Below are 16,847 nucleotides of genomic sequence, written 5' to 3'. Positions count from 1 at the left end.
CGTCTTCGTCGTCGACAAGGCATACGTCGGTGACGCCCGTGACGTTCATTCGAGATTCGGAACGAATCGATGAACGGATGCCGCATCCGCGACGTATGCCCCGTCAGCGGATGCATCCGGCGTCCCCGACGAAAGGTCCACTCATGCTGAAGAAGACATCGCCGCTCGCCGTCACGATCGGGGCCGCCGCAGCCTTCGGGCTGACCCTGATCGCCGCGCCCGCTCATGCCGACACCGAAGTCGACGAGCCCTCGTCGTTCACGAGCGCGTTCACCGTGATGGCCACGCCGGATGCCGTCGTCAACACCGACGGTGTCGCGACGCCCGGTGAGCCCGGAGCGACCGGCACCTTCTCCTTCCGGGTCAACTCCGACCTCGACATCATCTGCTACGACATCGAACTGACGGGTGTCTCGGGCGACTATCAGAGCCCCGCCCGCACGGCGACGCACATCCACCAGGCGAACGCCGGGCAGTCCGGCCCCCCGCGCATCGCGTTCCCCAACCCGACGCCGATCGGCGACGGCCCCCGCACGAGTTCGGGCTGCCTCCAGGGTCCGTTCACGACGGGTGTCGTCGCAAACGGCGCCGACACCGGATCCGGCTTCACGCTCGCTCAGCTCGAGGCGAACCCGGCCGGATTCTCGGCTGACTCGCACACGGTCTCGTACACGGCCGGTGTCGTGCGCGGCCAGCTCACGCAGGTGCCGGTCGGCGGCGTGGACACGGGTGCCGGCGGAACCGCCACGGCCGCGAACCCGGCGGCCGGAGCCGACATCGGCATGGGCATCGGGATCGCCGCCGGCGCCGCCGGACTCCTCGCCGCGGCGGGCGTCGGACTCCACCTGCGTCGTCGAGCCGCGACCCGATGACCCCCCTCCGCCACCCGTCTCGGCGTCGTGCGCTTCACCGCACGAGGTCGAGATGCGTGGCCCTCGCTCTGGCGGCCGCACTGCTGTCGGGGTGCGGGACGGTGGTGGCCGATGCGGCACCGACTGCTCCGCGCGAGACGCCACCGCCGACCCCCGCTGCGTCGCCGACCCCGACTCCGACCCCGACGCTCACGCCCTTTCCGATCGGCGTCCCTCCGGCCCGCGTGGCGATTCCCCGGATCGATCTCGACTCACCTCTGATCGATCTCGGACTCGCCGCCGACGGCGGCATGGAGGTGCCTTCCGACTTCGACGACGTCGGGTGGTACGCACCCGGCGGGCGCCCGGGCGGGCGTGGACCGACCGTGATCGCGGGTCACGTCGATTCGGCGACCGGTCCGGCGATCTTCATGCGGCTCCGCGAGCTCGACGTCGGCGACACGGTGAGCGTCACCGACACAAACGGCACGGTACACACCTATCGCGTGACCAAGGTCGCCGATTACGCCAAGGCGGCTTTCCCGACGATGCCGGTGTTCGGTGCCACGACGGCCGACGAGCTGCGGCTCATCACGTGCGGCGGAGAGTTCGACTCCTCCGTCGGTTCGTACGAGGACAACCGCGTCGTCTTCGCCGTGCGCGCCTGACGGACGCCGTCGAGGTCCGCCCTTCACCGATCCTGCGAGCCGACGGCCCGGGTTGAGGGCCTGCACACGCTGACGTAGCCTCGAAGAATGGCGAACCCCCTGGTGCCCGCGGCGTACGACGTCTGGTGGTCGGTCGCGGTCTTCGTGGTGCTCGCGCTGCTCGGGGCGGCGCTCGTGTCGATCGCCCGCACCTCGAAGTCGCTCACGCCGGTGGTCGTGCTGGTGTGGACCCTCGTGGTGCTCTTCGTGCCGGTCGTGGGGCCGGTGAGCTGGTTCGCCATCGGTCGCCCGTCGGCTCTCACCAAGAATCCGACCGACCTGACGCACTGACGGACGGATGGCCGGGATGCGGGCACTCTCCGCGGCGGTCAGCGCAGCGTCATCACGGAGTGCGCGCCGGTCTCCGTGTCGCACGTCGTTATGCGCCATGCGGGCGCGTCGCGCTCCATGACGCGCGTCATCTCGATGATGAGCGGTGTGGGCCAGGTCTCGCCGGAGAGCTGAGCCGCCTCGAGGGCGCCGATCCCGGCGGTCTGCTGCTCCGCCTCCGTCAGTTCGATCTGGCGGCTGGCGACGAGTCCGAGGGTCCGGACGTCGACGATCGACTCCTTGCCCACGCTCGGATCATCCACAGCCTCACCGAACGCGTCACGCGCGGTGTCGGCGCTCCTCAGCCGCCACACCCACGCGGAGTCGCTGTACTCCAGGCGCAGGCCGACGATGCGCCCCCCGACCGCGCGGGACTCCCCCGGCAGCGACTCCAGGAAGTCCGTCGGCCATGACAGCTCCGCCGGCAGGCATGTTCCGGGGTAGCCCTCCCCGACCACGTCGGGCGCACCGGGAACCGTCGAACAGCCGGCAAGAGCGAGCGCCACCACCATGGCGAGCGCACCGCGCAGCACGCGACGCTCCATGCCCACCCTCCCCCCGCGATCCGGGAGACGAGCCTAACCCGGGGCGGCGGCGGATGCCGGGCGCTCCTCCCCGCCGCGGGGGAGGAGGATCAGCCCACGGGGGGATGCCGCGTCGGAGCAGATCGGGTTGCCTGGAGCGATGGATGCTTCACGATCAACTCTGACCGCGACCACCCCGACCCGACGGCGCACCGCCGCGGCGCTGGCCAGCGCCGCGATCGCGGTCGGCCTCCTCGCCGGATGCTCACCCGCTCCGGCCGCGACGCCGACGGCATCGGCCAGCGCCGTCGCCCCGTCGGTGGCGCTTCCTGACAGCGTGCTCGGCGAGCAGGCGCAGTGGGTGCTCGACTCGATCAACGGTGAGGTGGACGACCCCGCTTCCGAATCGAGCGGGCGCCTCTCCCCCGTTCTGCTCGAGCAGATCAGCGCGGCGGACCTCGCCGCGGTCTTCGCCCAGCTCGCACCGCAGGGCCCCTGGGTGCCGACCGCTGTCCAAGATGCCGGAGACTCGGCGCTGATCACGATCAGGCCGGCGTCGGGCGACGCGCTCGATATGCAGATCGCGGTCGATGCCGACGGGCTCATCGCCGGGCTGCTGTTCTCCGCCTCCGCCGCCGACCGTGTCCCCGCAGCCTCCTGGTCGGAGCTCGAAGACGCCGTGGAGGGCTTCGCCGCCGACACGACACTGACCGTCACGGATGTCACCGACGGGGCAGCCGACCGCGTCGCCGCAGCCGGGGCGGGAAGTGCCGTCGGCGACACCTCCGCGAAGCCGTCGGGTTCGATGTTCAAGCTCTACGTGCTCGGCGCGGTGGCGCACGCGGTCGCTGACGGAGAGCTCACCTGGGACACGCCCCTCACGGTCACCGACGACCTCAAGAGCCTGCCGTCGGGGGAGCTGCAGAACGTGCCGTCCGGCACGACGGTGACGGTGCAGGAAGCGGCGGAGCAGATGATCGCGATCAGCGACAACACCGCCACCGACATGCTGATGGCCGCGGTCGGACCCGACGCCCTGGAGCAGTCTCTCGTCGACCTCGGTCACCATGATCCGGCGCTCAACACCCCGATGCCGACGACGCGTGCGCTCTTCCAACTCGGCTGGGGCGAGGGCGGTGACGGCGGACAGGCCCGCGTCGCGTGGAATGCCGCGACGACCACCGCCGAGAAGCGCGCCGTGCTCGGCGCGCTTCCGGCCGGGCTGCTGGATGTGCCGGTCTCGGCGGTCACCACCCCCGTCTGGCAGGACGGACTCGACTGGTTCACGACACCCGACGACCTCGCCGCCGCACACCTCGCACTGCAGGAACTGACGAAGACGGATGCCGGCGCGCCGATCCGCGACATCCTCGCCGCCAACAACGGTCTCGGCGACCTCGGCGACGAGTGGACCTACGTCGCGTTCAAGGCCGGCAGCTCGATCGGGGTGCTGGGCGGTTCGTGGTACCTCGAGCGGGCAGACGGGCGCGCGTTCGTGATCACGATCCAAGGGGCGACAGCGCAACCGGGCGAACTCGGCGATCAGGCGACCTTCTTCGGCCAGGTCGCCGACGCGGTCGCGCTGCTTGCCGACGAGTGAGAGGGATCAGTGCGGGTCGTCCCGGACGCGTCAACTGCAACGTGACGCATCCGGGGCGACTTCCGCAATGAAGCGGAGAAGTGAATGGCCCCAGGCCCTTCCCCAGTGGAGTGACAGCGGCTGACCTTCCCCAAGATCCCCAGCGCCGTTCTCAGCTCCGAGTACGAACATAGCCGTCCCCCACATGGTGGACAACGCACTAAAGCGCGTCTTGAGCGGATCCTGAGGATTCGTGTCGCAGAGCCGCCGGAGAGGTGCTCGACGCGGCGACGCCCGGACCCGACGGTCACGTACGGTGGAAGGCAGGAGGCCTCGTCATGAACCGCAGAATCACCGCACTCACGCTCGCCGCCGTCGCGCTGTTCGGGCTCACCGCCTGCACGGCTCCGACCGTGTCGCCCACGACGAGCACGAGCGCGGGCGCCGGAACGGATGGCGGCTCCTCGGGCGACGGGCAGACCGTGGCCGAGGCGTGCGCGCTCGTGCAGCAGACGATCACCGAGGCGACGAGCGAGTTCGAGAGCGCCGCGAGCGCCGATCCGGCCTCGGTCGTCGAGGCGATGCGCAATGCCGCCGACAGCATCGCCGGCGCGGCGTCGCAGGTGTCGAACGACGAGGTCGCAGCCCTCCTCCCCTCGCTCCAGGAGATGTTCGGCAAGACGTCCGAGATCATGCAGGCGCTCGTCGACGGCGACGTGTCGAAGCTCGGCGAGATGGCGGAGATCGGTCAGAGCTTCCAGGAGACGACCGAGACGTTCCAGGAGCTCTGCGCGGGCTGACGCCCCGTCGCCCGGCGAACGCGTTTCGCGAGAGCGTCACGCGACCGTTACCTGGCAGCGCTGTTGCGGCCGACCCATCCCTTACCATGGAGTGACGTGTTTCGCTGAATTCCGGGGGGTGATGGCGTGACTGATCTGGCAACGAGACCTGGCGCCGACGATGCGGCATCCGATGCCGCCGATACGGCGGTCATCGCCGACGGCGCGGGCTCGCCTCCTGTGGAGTGGGCACCTGCCGAGCCGAAGCCGAAGAAGCGCCGCCGCTGGCTGTGGATGGCGGTTCCCGCCGGCATCGCCGTCGTGGGCCTCGTCGCCGCGTCGCTCATCCTGATCGCCCCCGGCACCGCCGTCGCCGGCGTGCAGGTCGGCGGACTGACCGCCGGTGCCGCAGCCGACGCCATCGAGCAGCGCCTGGCCGAGACCACCGTCGTGCTCACGGGCGACGGCGGAGACGTCTCGCTGACCGGCGCCGAGTTGAGCGCATCGGTCGATGCGCGCGCCCTCGCCGACGCCGCCTTCGCCCAGCACCCGATGTGGAACGTCGGCGCCTGGAACGCCGATGCCGCACCCGCCGTCGTCGCGATCGACGCCGAGAAGGCGACCGAAGCCCTCCGGGCGGCCGCACCCTCGCTGTACGTCGACCCGGTCGACGCGACCGTCGACTTCGACGCCGCCACCGCGGCCTACGTCGCCACGCCCGCCGTCGAAGGCACCGGCGTCGACGTCGATGCCCTGCAGGCGGCACTCCAGAGCGCGTTCGTCGCCGGCGACACGACGGTCGACTTCGACGTCGTCGCCGCGCCTGTGGAGGCCCTCACGACCACGGCATCCGCCGACGCCGCCGTCGCACAGCTCAACGGCATCCTCGACAGCGTGGGCTTCTACGTCGGCACCGAGCGCACGGTCCCCGTCGACCGCACCGTCGCCGCATCGTGGCTGACCGTCGCAGCCGACGACGAGGGCGTGTTCGAGATCTCCGCCGACCAGGCCGCGATCCAGGCCGTCGTCGACGGTCTGCCCGCCCTCGTCGACCGCGCTCCCGTCAACTCGATCGTGATCGCCAACAAGGGCGGCGACATCCTGAGCACCCCCACGGTGGGCGTGACGGGACGCACCCTCGACTCGACGAGCGGCATGGCCAACTCGTTCGCCGACCAGCTCGAGACCGGCATCGGCGTGTACCAGCTCCCCCTCACCGAGGTGCCGTTCACGACCGCCACCGTCATCCGCGTCGTCGAGGTCGACCTGAGCGACCAGATGCTGTACCTCAAGGAGAACGACGTGGTCGTCGACAGCTGGAAGATCTCCAGCGGAAAGTCGAACACGCCGACCTTCACGGGCAACTACACCGTCGGCTGGAAGTCGCCGCTGCACACGATGAACGGCACGGAGCGCGACGCCGCGGGCAACCCGATCGGCACGTACTCGACCCCGAACGTCAAGTGGTCGTCGTACTTCAACGGCGGACAGGCGTTCCACGGTGTCTACTGGCACAACAACTTCGGCAACCGCATGAGCCACGGCTGCGTCGGCATGCCGGAGTGGCGGGCCGAGCAGGTCTACAACTGGGCCCCCAAGGGCACCGACGTCTACATCCACAACTGACGCCTCACCGCGAGGCTCACACGACGAAGGGGCGGATGCCGAAGCATCCGCCCCTTCGTCGTGTCCCGCCTACAGGGCGTCGATGATCTCGTTGAACGTCTGCGACGGGCGCATCACGGCCGTCACCAGGGCGACGTCGGGGCGGTAGTAGCCGCCGATCGGGGCAGGCGATCCCTGCACGGCGATGAGCTCGTCGACGATCTGCTTCTCGTGCGCGGCCAGGGCCTCGGCGACGGGCGCGAAGGTCGCCGCGAGCTCGGCGTCGGCCGTCTGCTTCGCGAGCTCCTGCGCCCAGTACAGCGCGAGGTAGAAGTGGCTCCCGCGGTTGTCGATCGTGCCGAGGGCCCGCCCGGGCGACTTGTCCTCTTCGAGGAACGTGCCGGTCGCGGCATCCAGCGTGTCGGCCAGCACCTTGGCCTTCGCGTTGCCCGTGTACTCGGCGACGTGCTCGAGCGAGGCCGCGAGCGCGAAGAACTCGCCCAGCGAGTCCCAGCGGAGGTAGTTCTCCTCCACGAGCTGCTGCACGTGCTTGGGGGCCGAGCCGCCCGCGCCCGTCTCGAAGAGTCCGCCGCCGGCGAGCAGCGGGACGATCGAGAGCATCTTGGCGGACGTGCCGACCTCGAGGATCGGGAACAGGTCGGTCAAGTAGTCGCGCAGCACGTTGCCGGTCACCGAGATGGTGTCGAGGCCGTGGCGCATGCGGGCGAGCGTGTACCGCGTCGCCTCGGCCGGCGCGAGGATCGAGATCTGCACGTCGTGGGTGTCCATCGTCGCGAGCGCCTGGTAGACCTTCGCGATGACCTGCGCGTCGTGCGCGCGGTTGACGTCGAGCCAGAAGACCGCGGGCGAACCCGTCGCCCGGGCCCGGCTGACCGCGAGGCGCACCCAGTCCACGACCGGGAGGTACTTGGTCTGCGTCGCACGCCAGATGTCGCCGGCCTCGACGTCGTGCTCGATGACGACCTCGCCGTCACCGTCGACGATCTGCACGACGCCGGCGGCGGCGATCTCGAACGTCTTGTCGTGGCTGCCGTACTCCTCGGCCGCCTGGGCCATGAGTCCGACGTTGGGCACGGTGCCGATCGTGGCGGGGTCGAGCGGACCGTTCGCAATGACGTCGTCGATGACCGCCTGGTAGACACCGGCGTACGAGGAGTCGGGGATCACGGCGAGCGTGTCGTCCTCGCCGCCGTCGACGCCCCACAGCTTGCCGCCGTTGCGCACGAGCGCGGGCATGGAGGCGTCCACGATGACATCGGAGGGCACGTGCAGGTTGGTGATGCCCTTGTCGGAGTTGACGTACGACAGGCGCGCGCCGTGCTCGAGATCGGCGGCGATCGCCGCGGCGATCTCGTCTCCGCCTTCGACGGCGCCGAGGCCGGAGAGGATCGAGCCGAGTCCGTTGTTGGGCGTGAGGCCCGCCGCCGCGATGCGGTCGCCGTAGCGCGCGAACACGTCGGCGAAGTAGGCCTTCACGACGTGGCCGAAGATGATCGGGTCGCTGACCTTCATCATCGTGGCCTTGAGGTGCACCGAGTACAGGAGGTTCTCGGTGCGGGCGGTTTCGAGGGTGTCGGCGAGGAAGGCGTCGAGGGCGGATGCCGACAGGAACGTCGCGTCGATGATCTCGCGCGGCAGCACCTTCAGGCCGCTCTTGAGCACCGTGACCGTGCCGTCGGCGGCGGTGTGACGGATCGTGAGCACGTCGTCGTGGGCCGCGACCCACGACTTCTCGTTGCTGCGGAAGTCGTCGTGGCCCATCGTGGCGACACGCGTCTTCGAACCCGCCGGGAAGGCCTTGTTGCGGTGCGGGTGCTTGCGCGCGTAGTTCTTCACCGAGAGGGGCGCGCGGCGGTCACTGTTGCCCTCACGGAGCACCGGGTTGACGGCCGAGCCCTTGATGCGGTCGTAGCGGGCCTGGATGTCCTTGTCCTCGAGCGACTGCGCGTCGTCGGGGTAGTCGGGGATGTCGAAGCCCGCGGCCTGCAGCTCGGCGATCGTCGCCTTGAGCTGCGGGATCGATGCCGAGATGTTCGGCAGCTTGATGATGTTCGCCTCGGGAAGGGTGGCGAGGCCGCCGAGCTCGGCGAGCGCGTCGTTCACCTGCTGCTCGGGGGTCAGCTTCTGCGGGAAGGCCGCCAGCACGCGGCCCGCGAGCGAGATGTCGCGGGTCTCGATGTCGACCCCCGCCTGCCGGAGGACCGCCTGCACGATCGGGAGGAAAGAGGCGGTCGCCAGGGCCGGCGCCTCGTCGGTGTAGGTGTAGATGATGGTCGAATCGGTCACCAGTATCGCCTTCGTTCGGAGTCGTGAACCAGCCTAACGCACCGGTGAAAGTATCTCGACGTCAAGATATTTCGGCATCGAGCAGATCGCGTGCCCACCGGGCCTGGGCCTCCCACTGGAAGCCCTGCCCGCCCTCGTGCTGATTGAAGGGGAACACCTCGACCTGGACGTCTGCGCCGTAGTGGTTCGCGGCCGCGAAGACCGTCGACGGCGGGCAGACCTGATCGTGCAGCGCTGTGCTGATGAGCGCCGGTGCCGTCGCCCGCCGGGCGAAGTTGACGCCGTCGAAGTACGACAGCGTGCGGAACGTCTGGGCGACGAGATCGCGGTGCACCGACAGGTACTGCACGATCTCCTGGTAGGGGTAGGCCTCGGTGAGACCGACGGCGCGCTCGAAGTGGCAGAGGAACGGGACATCCGCCATCACTCCCCGGAGCCCCTCGCACAGGCCCGCCGCGGCGAGCGCGATGCCGCCACCCTGGCTCCCGCCCGTCACGAGCACCCGCTCCGGATCGACGAGTTCGAGCCCGCGCACCTCGTCGATGAGCCGCACGGCGTCGGTGAAGACGCGTCGGTAGTAGTAGCCGCGGGGGTCGTCGATGCCCCGCGTCATGAAGCCGGGGGCCGACGGCCCCGTGCCGTGCGGATCCGCGGTCGCCCCGCCGGTGCCCCAGACGCTCCCCTGTCCGCGCGTGTCCATGAAGACGTATGCGTACCCGCTCGTCGCCCACTGGATGCGCTCGTGCGGGAGGCCGCGGCCGCCGCCGTAGCCGTTGTACTCCACGATCGTCGGGAGCGGACCGGATGCCCCGGCGGGCGCGAGGTACCACGCGCGCACCTCGTCTCCCCCGAAGCCCGTGAACGTCAGGTCGTGCACGTCGACGAGGGTGAGCGGCGAGTCGATCCGGACGATGCGCGTGGGTGCTGCCAGCGCACGGGACTGCGCGAGGGTCTCGGCCCAGAACGCGTCGAAGTCGGCCGGCTCGGCCACCTCGGGTCGGTAGGTGCGCAGCTGCTCCAGGGGCAGATCGAAACGCGGCACGGCTTCTCCTTCTTCTCAGGTGTGCGGGATGCCCCGGGCGGGGGCGATCAGGGTCGGATCCGCTCCGGCCTCCGGCGCGGGCAGGCGCTCGCCCGTGCCGCGTTCGATGATCCAGGTGGGCAGGGTGATCTGCTGGATGAAGCCGGACGGGTCGGCGATGCGCTCGATGGCGAGGCGTCCGGCCCGCCGCCCGAGCTCGAGCGGGTCGTAGGAGATCACCGACACCCCCAGCACGTCCGCGGTGTCGAAGTCGTCGAAGCCGATCAGTGCCGTGCGTCCGTCGTCGCCGCGCTCGCGGAGGGCCTGCAGCGCGCCGATCGTCATGCGGTTGTTGCCCGTGATGATCGCGGTCGGCGGGAGCGGCGTGTCCATGAGCTCGCGCATGAGGTCGAGCGCGGGCAGCGACAGGTCGTCGCGCAGCACCTCCCACGCGGAGGTGTCTGCCACCCCTCCCTCGGCCATGGCCTGGCGGTAGCCGCCGAGGCGCTCCACCTGAGTGTAGACGGATGCCGGGTTGCAGACGTAGGCCACGCGGCGATGACCGAGCCTCACCAGACGCCTCGTCGCCTCGAGGACGGCGGTCCGGTTCTCCAGCACGATCGAGTCGGCTGCGAGGTTGCGCGCCGGACGGTCGATCGAGATCACGGGGGTGCCCAGCTGTCGCTCGCCCTCGAGGTAGGACTGGTCCTCACCCACGGGCACGAGCAGCAGCGCCCCGACGCGCTGAGCGAGCAGGGCGTCGGCGACGCGGCCCTCGCCCTCCTCGGTGTCGTCGGTCGTGGCCACGACGAGGCTGTACCCGTGCGCCGACAGCTCCTTCTCGAGACCCGCCGCGACCTTGTAGTAGAAGGGGTTGCTCAGCTCGCCGATGATGAAGCCCACCGTCTTGGTGCCGCCTCCGCGCCGCAGGCCCTGCGCCAGCGTGTTGGGTCGGAACCGCAGGCGCTTCGCTGCGCCCAGAACACGCTCCACCGTCTGGGGGGCCACGAGCTCGCGCTGCGTGAAGACGCGCGACACCGTCTTCGAGCTGACTCCCGCGAGTCGGGCGACGTCATCGAGCGTCGCGCGCTGTTGAACCGTCATCGGTCCTCCTGTCACGCTCAGAATACCAGCGGATCGTCGAAATGACGACGTAGGACATTCGCGAGACATCTGGCGATCGATTGACGGGGAATCGAGAATATAAAGCCCAGTCCAAGCCGATTTTCATCGAATCTGGGAGTCATCGGACAGGGTCAGACAGCGTTGACATCGGGGCCTTGTCAAGCCGCTACGAGCGGGGTTACTGTGGGCCGCGCGGGCCCCCCTCGACGATGGAGCAGGCGCGGCGCGTAGCGGTTTCAAGGGTGAACCTGACAAGGAGAAAGAACATGGCACGCACACGACTCGCAGGCCTGGCGGTGCTCGCCGTCGCGGGTGTCGCACTCGCCGGATGCTCCGGCGGCGGCGGGGGCGGCGACGCCTCCAACACGATCGACGGCGAGGTGACGGGCGACATCAAGGTCGTCACCTGGCGCACCGATCTCGTCGAGGACGGCACCTTCGACAAGTACGCCGAGGAGTTCAACAAGAAGTACCCCGACGTGAATGTCACGTTCGAGGGCATCACCGACTACGCAGGCGAGATGCTCACCCGGATGTCGACCACCAACTACGGCGACGTGATCGGCATCCCCGCCATCAAGCCCGACCAGTTCGAGCAGTTCCTCGAGCCTCTGGGCGAGACGGCCGACTTCGCCGACACGTACCGCTTCCTGCCGGCCGCGAGCTTCGACGGCACGCAGTACGGCATCGCGTTCGGCGGCAACGCGAACGGCATCGTCTACAACAAGAAGGTCTTCGAAGAGGCCGGGGTCACCACGCTGCCCACGACCGAGGACGAGTGGCTCGACGCACTTCAGAAGGTCGCCGACAACACCGACGCGATCCCGATGTACACGAACTACAAGGACGGCTGGCCCCTCACCCAGAGCTTCGGCAACCTGGGCGTCGTGACCGACGACCCCGACGCGCCGATCACGATGGCCGAAGACCCGGCACCGTGGACCGAGGGCACGGATGTCTACGCGATCGACTCGCTGCTGTACGACACCGTCGCTGCGGGCCTCACCGAGCCCGACCCGCTCACCACGAACTGGGAGCAGTCCAAGGTCGATCTCGGCACGGGCAAGATCGCGACGATGCCCCTCGGCTCGTGGGCGATCTCGCAGATGCAGGCCGCGGCGGAGGAGAACGGCGGCTCGGCCGACGACATCGGCTACATGGCCTTCCCGGCCAACGTCGACGGCACGCAGTTCGCGGTCATCGGCGGCGACTACAACCTGGCCGTCAGCAAGCACTCCGCCTCCAAGGCGGCAGCGTGGGCGTGGATCCAGTGGGTCGTGGAGGACTCGGGCTACACCGAGGCCCAGGGCATGATCTCGCCGGTGCTCGACAAGGAGCTCCCGCCGAACCTCGCCGGCTTCACCGACGCCGGTGTCGAGCTCATGGAGATCAACCCCGCCCCCGCGGGCAAGGAGGGTCTGATCAACTCGATCGCCGACGACTCGCAGATCGACCTCTACGGCCCGATCTACCGTCAGAAGCTCGTCGACATCGCCCGCGGCGCCGCCGACGGCGACAAGGAGAGCTACTTCGCCGAGCTCAACGAACGCTGGGGCGCTTCCGCCGCGAAGCTCGCCGGCTGATCACGTACGACGAAAGGACGCGAACGATGGCGATCGCAGCACCCGGATCCGCACCCGCGGATGCCCCTGCGGTCCTGTCTGCACCCGTCCGGGCCGGTCGGCTGCGCGGTTTCCGCCGCGCAGCCGGCCGCTCCGGCCGAGGAGCACGCGGGACAGCAGGACGCTCGTTCCTGCAGAAGCTGACCCCCTGGCTCTTCCTGGCCGGAGCCGTCGGGCTCCTCCTGCTGTTCACCTACTGGCCGGCGCTGAACCTGTTCTATTACAGCGTCACCGACTGGGACGGCATCGACCTGACGAAGAACTTCGTCGGACTCGACAACTACATCCAGGTGTTCACCGATCCGCGCATCTTCAGCGTGTTCTGGGTGAGCCTGTACTACTTCGTCGCGTCGTTCGTGCAGATGGCGATCGCCCTCTACTTCGCGGCGATCCTCAGCTTCTCGACGCGGTTCTCGAGCCTCTTCCGGGGCATCCTGTTCTTCCCGTACCTCATCAACGGCGTCGCGGTCGGCTTCGTCTTCCTCTACCTCTTCCAGCCGGGCGGCACCCTCGACACCGTGCTGGCGTGGTTCGGCGTGGCCGAGCCGCCCCAGTGGCTGGGCAACCCCGACATCGTCAACTGGTCGCTCGCCGGCACTTCCGTGTGGCGCTACACCGGCCTCAACTTCGTGCTGTTCCTCGGTGCGATCCAGTCGATCCCGCACGAGCTGTACGAAGCGGCGGAGCTCGACGGCGCCAACAGGTGGCAGCAGTTCTGGGCGATCATCTTCCCCGGCATCCGTCGCATCATCGGACTGTCGTTCATCCTCGCGATCGCCGGAAGCCTGTCGGTGTTCGAAGTGCCCTTCATCATGACCGGCGGCGCGAACGGATCGGCGACGTTCGTGATCCAGACGCTGCAGACCGCCTTCAGCTTCCGGCAGGTCGGGCTCGCGTCGGCGATGGCCGTCGTGCTGCTGGCGATCGTGCTGATCGTGACCGTGATCCAGCGAAAAGTCTTCCCCGACGAGAAGGTGGATCTGACATGACCGCCACGTCCCTGCCCCCGCGCCGCGTCGCGAAGGGCCGCTCGGTCGGCGAGCGCCTGGGCGGCATGACCGCCACGACGGCGAAGTACGTCAGCCTCGTCATCGCCGCGATCGTGACCCTCCTGCCGCTCTCGGTGCTGCTGTTCGCGAGCCTCAAGACCAAGACCGAGTACGCGCAGACCGGACCGTTCGACCCGCCGTCGGACTGGCTCAACTTCGACAACTTCGTCACGGCCTTCACCAGCGGCAAGATGCTGGAGGGGTTCTTCAACACCACGATCGTGCTCGCCGTCTCGATCGTCGGCACGATCTTCCTCGGCACGATGGCCGCCTACGCCCTCGATCGCTTCGCGTTCCGCGGCAAGAAGCTCGTGTTCGGCCTGTTCCTCCTGGCCACGCTCATCCCCGGCGTCACGACGCAGGTGGCGACGTTCCAGCTCGTGAACGGTCTCGGCCTGTACGACACGAAGGCCGCGCTGATCCTGCTCTTCATGGGCACCGACATCATCGCGATCTACCTGTTCATCCAGTTCATGCAGGGCATCCCGATCTCGCTCGACGAGGCCGCGATGATCGACGGAGCGAACCGCTGGACGATCTACTGGCGCATCGTACTTCCCCTCCTCAAGCCCGCCATCGCGACCGTCGTGATCATCAAGGGCATCGCGATCTACAACGAGTTCTACGCCCCGTTCCTCTATCTGCCGTCCGAGGGACTCATCTCGACGTCCCTCTTCCGATTCAAGGGTCCGTTCGGGGCGCAGTGGGAGGTGATCGCCGCGGGCACGATCGTCGTGATCATCCCGACGCTGATCGTGTTCCTGCTGCTGCAGCGCTGGATCTACAAGGGCCTCACCGCAGGAGCCGTCAAGTGACCTCTCTCTCCACCCGCACGCTTCACGACGGATGGACCGTGCGCGCCGCCGCGGGTCCGGCTCCCGCCGAGATCGCATCCGCCGTCGTTCCGGCGACGGTTCCGGGCACGGTGCACGTCGATCTCCTCGCCGCCGGACTCATCCCCGATCCCTTCCACGGGGTGAACGAAGCCGCCGTGGCGTGGATCGGCTTGGTGGACTGGACCTACCGCACAACGTTCACGTGGGAACCCGACGGCCGCACACGCCAGGACCTCGTGTTCGAGGGACTCGACACCGTCGCCGCGGTGCGGCTGAACGGAACGCTGCTCGGCGAGACCGCCAACCAGCACCGCTCGTACCGCTTCGATGTCGGAGCTCTGCTGGTCGACGGCGACAACGAGCTCGAGATCGCGTTCTCCGCGCCCGTGCCGTACGCGAACACGCAGAGCCTCGCCCTCGGCGCCCGCCCACGCCCGTATCCCCTGCCGTACGAGGCGATCCGCAAGTCGGCCTGCAACTTCGGCTGGGACTGGGGCATCGCGACGTTCACGAGCGGTCCGTGGCAGCCCGTGCGCATCGAGTCGTGGTCGGGCGCCCGACTCGCCGAGGTGCGGGTGACCGCCACGCCCGAGGGCGACGGAGGGTTCGTCGAGGTCGACGTCGTGATCGAACGGGATGCCTCGGACGCCGACGTGTCGGTGTCGCTCGCCGCGAACGGCCCCGGTCTCGACGCGGATGCTCTGCCCAGCGCGGCCGTGCACGTCGACGGCGACCGCGCGCGCGTGCGTCTCGACCTCGCAGTAGTCGAGCGCTGGTGGCCCGTCGGCTACGGCGAGCCGGTGCGCTACGTCGTCGACGTGCGCCTCCATGCGGACGACGTGATCGACGCGACGCACCGCGCGGTCGGGTTCCGCACCGTCGAGTGGGATCAGAGCCCGGATGCCGCCGGCAACGCGTTCACGCTCGTCGTCAACGACCAGCCCGTCTTCGTGAAGGGCGTCAACTGGATCCCCGACGACGCCCTGCCCGTGCGCGTCGACCGCGCCCGCGTGGAGCGCCGCTTCCGCCAGGCCCTGGACGCGAACCTGAACCTCATCCGGGTGTGGGGCGGAGGGCTCTACGAATCCGACGACTTCTACGACCTGGCCGACGAGCTGGGCCTGCTGACCTGGCAGGACTTCCTCTTCGCGTGCGCGGCCTACCCCGAGGAGGAGCCGCTGCGCTCGGAGGTCGAGGCCGAGGCGCGCGAGAACATCGTGCGCCTGGCCTCCCACCCCTCGCTCGTGCTGATGACCGGCAACAACGAGACGCTCGAGGGGTTCGCCGATTGGGGCTGGCAGCGCCGACTCGACGGCAGGACGTGGGGCGCGCACTACTACTACGAACTGTTCCCCGCCCTGATCTCCGAGCTCGCACCGCACGTGCCGTACATCCCCGGCAGCCCGTTCAGTGCCGGCATGGGCTGGGACCCCACTCTGTCGGCCGACGCGCCGAGCGGCACCCAGACAGGGCCGCACCCCCTCGATCCGGGCTCGGGCACCGTGCACCTCTGGCGCCAGTGGAACGACCGCGACTGGACGACCTACCGCGAGCACACGCCGCGCTTCGTCGCAGAGTTCGGCTGGCAGGGCCCCCCGACGTGGACGACGCTGACGGAGTCGCTCGACGACGACCCGCTGACGCCCGAATCGCCGGGCATGATCGTGCACCAGAAGGCGATGGAGGGGAACGTCAAGCTCACCAACGGCCTGCTGCCGCACTTCCGCCTGCCCGACGACATGGAGACCTGGCACTGGGCGATGCAGCTGAACCAGGCGAACGCGGTCGGAGCCGCTCTCGACCACTTCCGCTCATGGGCGCCGCACACGATGGGCGCCATCGTGTGGCAGCTCAACGACTGCTGGCCCGTGACCTCGTGGGCGGCGATCGACGGCGCCGAGCGGGCGAAGCCGCTGTACCACGCACTGCGCAACGCGTTCGCGCCCCGGGTGATCACGGTCCAGCCCCGCGACGGCGGCCTGGCCGTCGTCCTGGGCAACGACACCGGCGACACGTGGAGCGGCCGGCTCGAGATCCGGCGCCTGTCGTTCGACGGGCGGGCCCTCGCGGGCATCGTCGTCGAGGTCTCGGTGGCGCCGCGCAGCACGCTCGTCGTGCCGATCGAGGCGGGCGTCGCCGCCGCGGGCGATGCGGCGGGCGAGCTGCTCGTGGCCGAGGCATCCGGAGTCCGCGGGTTCTGGTTCTTCGCCGAGCCGCGCGACTCCGCTCTGCCCGCGCACGACCTCGCGCTGACCACGACGGCCGTGCCCGGCGGCACGGAGGTCACGATCTCGGCCCGCGTGCTGACCCGCGACGTCGCCCTGCTCGTGGACAAGGTGCACCCCACGGCGCACGCCGAGGACGGACTCCTGACTCTGCTCCCCGGCGAGTCGGTGCGCGTCCTCGTGCACCACGACGGCGAACTGGATGCGTCGTCGCTCGCCGATCCGCGGGTGCTGCGCAGCGCGAACCAGCTGGTGACCTCGTGAGCGCCCTCGACGCACCCGTATGC

14 protein-coding genes are annotated in these 16,847 nt (G+C 69.3%); 10 read left to right on the top strand and 4 right to left on the bottom strand.

Features of this window, described 5'->3' with window-relative positions:
- Positions 1-143: 143 nt before the first annotated feature.
- From B0B14_RS14615 to B0B14_RS14605, 3 genes are all read left to right on the top strand, one after another.
- The gene (locus B0B14_RS14615) at positions 144-872 is read left to right on the top strand and encodes a CHRD domain-containing protein (protein ID WP_076683185.1); all 729 of its coding nucleotides are present in this window, start codon (positions 144-146) and stop codon (positions 870-872) included.
- Positions 873-928: 56 nt separating this feature from the next.
- Positions 929-1,519: a class F sortase gene (locus B0B14_RS16825; RefSeq protein ID WP_306169509.1), complete on the top strand. Its 591-nt coding sequence runs from the start codon at positions 929-931 to the stop codon at positions 1,517-1,519.
- An 87-nt stretch (positions 1,520-1,606) separates the two neighbouring features.
- On the top strand, positions 1,607-1,849 hold the full coding sequence (locus B0B14_RS14605; protein ID WP_076683181.1) for a PLDc N-terminal domain-containing protein: 243 nt from the start codon (positions 1,607-1,609) through the stop codon (positions 1,847-1,849).
- Between the two features lie 38 nt (positions 1,850-1,887).
- Here B0B14_RS14605 and B0B14_RS14600 read toward each other — a convergent pair whose 3' ends face one another.
- Complete coding sequence (locus tag B0B14_RS14600; RefSeq protein ID WP_076683179.1) at positions 1,888-2,433, bottom strand: hypothetical protein; 546 nt, start codon at positions 2,431-2,433, stop codon at positions 1,888-1,890.
- A 139-nt stretch (positions 2,434-2,572) separates the two neighbouring features.
- Here B0B14_RS14600 and B0B14_RS14595 point away from each other — a divergent pair, with 139 nt between their 5' ends.
- The 3 genes from B0B14_RS14595 to B0B14_RS14585 all read left to right on the top strand — a co-directional run bounded on the left by B0B14_RS14595 (position 2,573) and on the right by B0B14_RS14585 (position 6,396).
- Entirely contained in the window at positions 2,573-4,012 is a 1,440-nt protein-coding gene (locus B0B14_RS14595; RefSeq protein WP_076683177.1) for a serine hydrolase, read from the top strand.
- Between the two features lie 317 nt (positions 4,013-4,329).
- Complete coding sequence (locus tag B0B14_RS14590) at positions 4,330-4,791, top strand: hypothetical protein (protein WP_143733738.1); 462 nt, start codon at positions 4,330-4,332, stop codon at positions 4,789-4,791.
- Between the two features lie 126 nt (positions 4,792-4,917).
- Complete coding sequence (locus tag B0B14_RS14585; RefSeq protein WP_083710637.1) at positions 4,918-6,396, top strand: L,D-transpeptidase family protein; 1,479 nt, start codon at positions 4,918-4,920, stop codon at positions 6,394-6,396.
- A 69-nt stretch (positions 6,397-6,465) separates the two neighbouring features.
- Here the strand turns inward: B0B14_RS14585 and B0B14_RS14580 are convergent, their stop codons facing one another.
- The 3 genes from B0B14_RS14580 to B0B14_RS14570 form a co-directional block, all read right to left on the bottom strand.
- Positions 6,466-8,682, bottom strand: a complete 2,217-nt coding sequence (locus tag B0B14_RS14580) for an NADP-dependent isocitrate dehydrogenase (RefSeq protein ID WP_076683171.1) — start codon at positions 8,680-8,682, stop codon at positions 6,466-6,468.
- Positions 8,683-8,743: 61 nt separating this feature from the next.
- Positions 8,744-9,724: an acetylxylan esterase gene (locus B0B14_RS14575; RefSeq protein ID WP_076683169.1), complete on the bottom strand. Its 981-nt coding sequence runs from the start codon at positions 9,722-9,724 to the stop codon at positions 8,744-8,746.
- 15 nt (positions 9,725-9,739) lie between these two features.
- Entirely contained in the window at positions 9,740-10,807 is a 1,068-nt protein-coding gene (locus B0B14_RS14570; protein ID WP_076683167.1) for a LacI family DNA-binding transcriptional regulator, read from the bottom strand.
- 287 nt (positions 10,808-11,094) lie between these two features.
- On the opposite strand from B0B14_RS14570, the gene B0B14_RS14565 reads away from it, so the two are divergent.
- From B0B14_RS14565 to B0B14_RS14550, 4 genes are read left to right on the top strand one after another with little or no spacing between them, the layout of a single operon-like run.
- Positions 11,095-12,411: an ABC transporter substrate-binding protein gene (locus B0B14_RS14565; protein WP_076683165.1), complete on the top strand. Its 1,317-nt coding sequence runs from the start codon at positions 11,095-11,097 to the stop codon at positions 12,409-12,411.
- 26 nt (positions 12,412-12,437) lie between these two features.
- Positions 12,438-13,439, top strand: a complete 1,002-nt coding sequence (locus B0B14_RS14560) for a carbohydrate ABC transporter permease (protein ID WP_076683163.1) — start codon at positions 12,438-12,440, stop codon at positions 13,437-13,439.
- Positions 13,436-14,314 (top strand): carbohydrate ABC transporter permease, encoded by an 879-nt coding sequence (locus B0B14_RS14555; protein WP_076683161.1) that lies wholly within the window; start codon positions 13,436-13,438, stop codon positions 14,312-14,314. The genes B0B14_RS14560 and B0B14_RS14555 overlap by 4 nt, the downstream gene beginning before the upstream one ends.
- Positions 14,311-16,824, top strand: coding sequence for a glycoside hydrolase family 2 protein (locus B0B14_RS14550; protein ID WP_076683159.1), 2,514 nt, complete (start codon positions 14,311-14,313; stop codon positions 16,822-16,824). The genes B0B14_RS14555 and B0B14_RS14550 overlap by 4 nt, the downstream gene beginning before the upstream one ends.
- Positions 16,825-16,847 lie beyond the last annotated feature (23 nt).

The organism is Microbacterium sp. RU33B (assembly GCF_900155915.1).
Classification (GTDB): domain Bacteria; phylum Actinomycetota; class Actinomycetes; order Actinomycetales; family Microbacteriaceae; genus Microbacterium.
The sequence above is the reverse complement of the archived record's forward strand: the minus strand, read 5'-3'. Positions and strand labels throughout refer to the sequence as shown.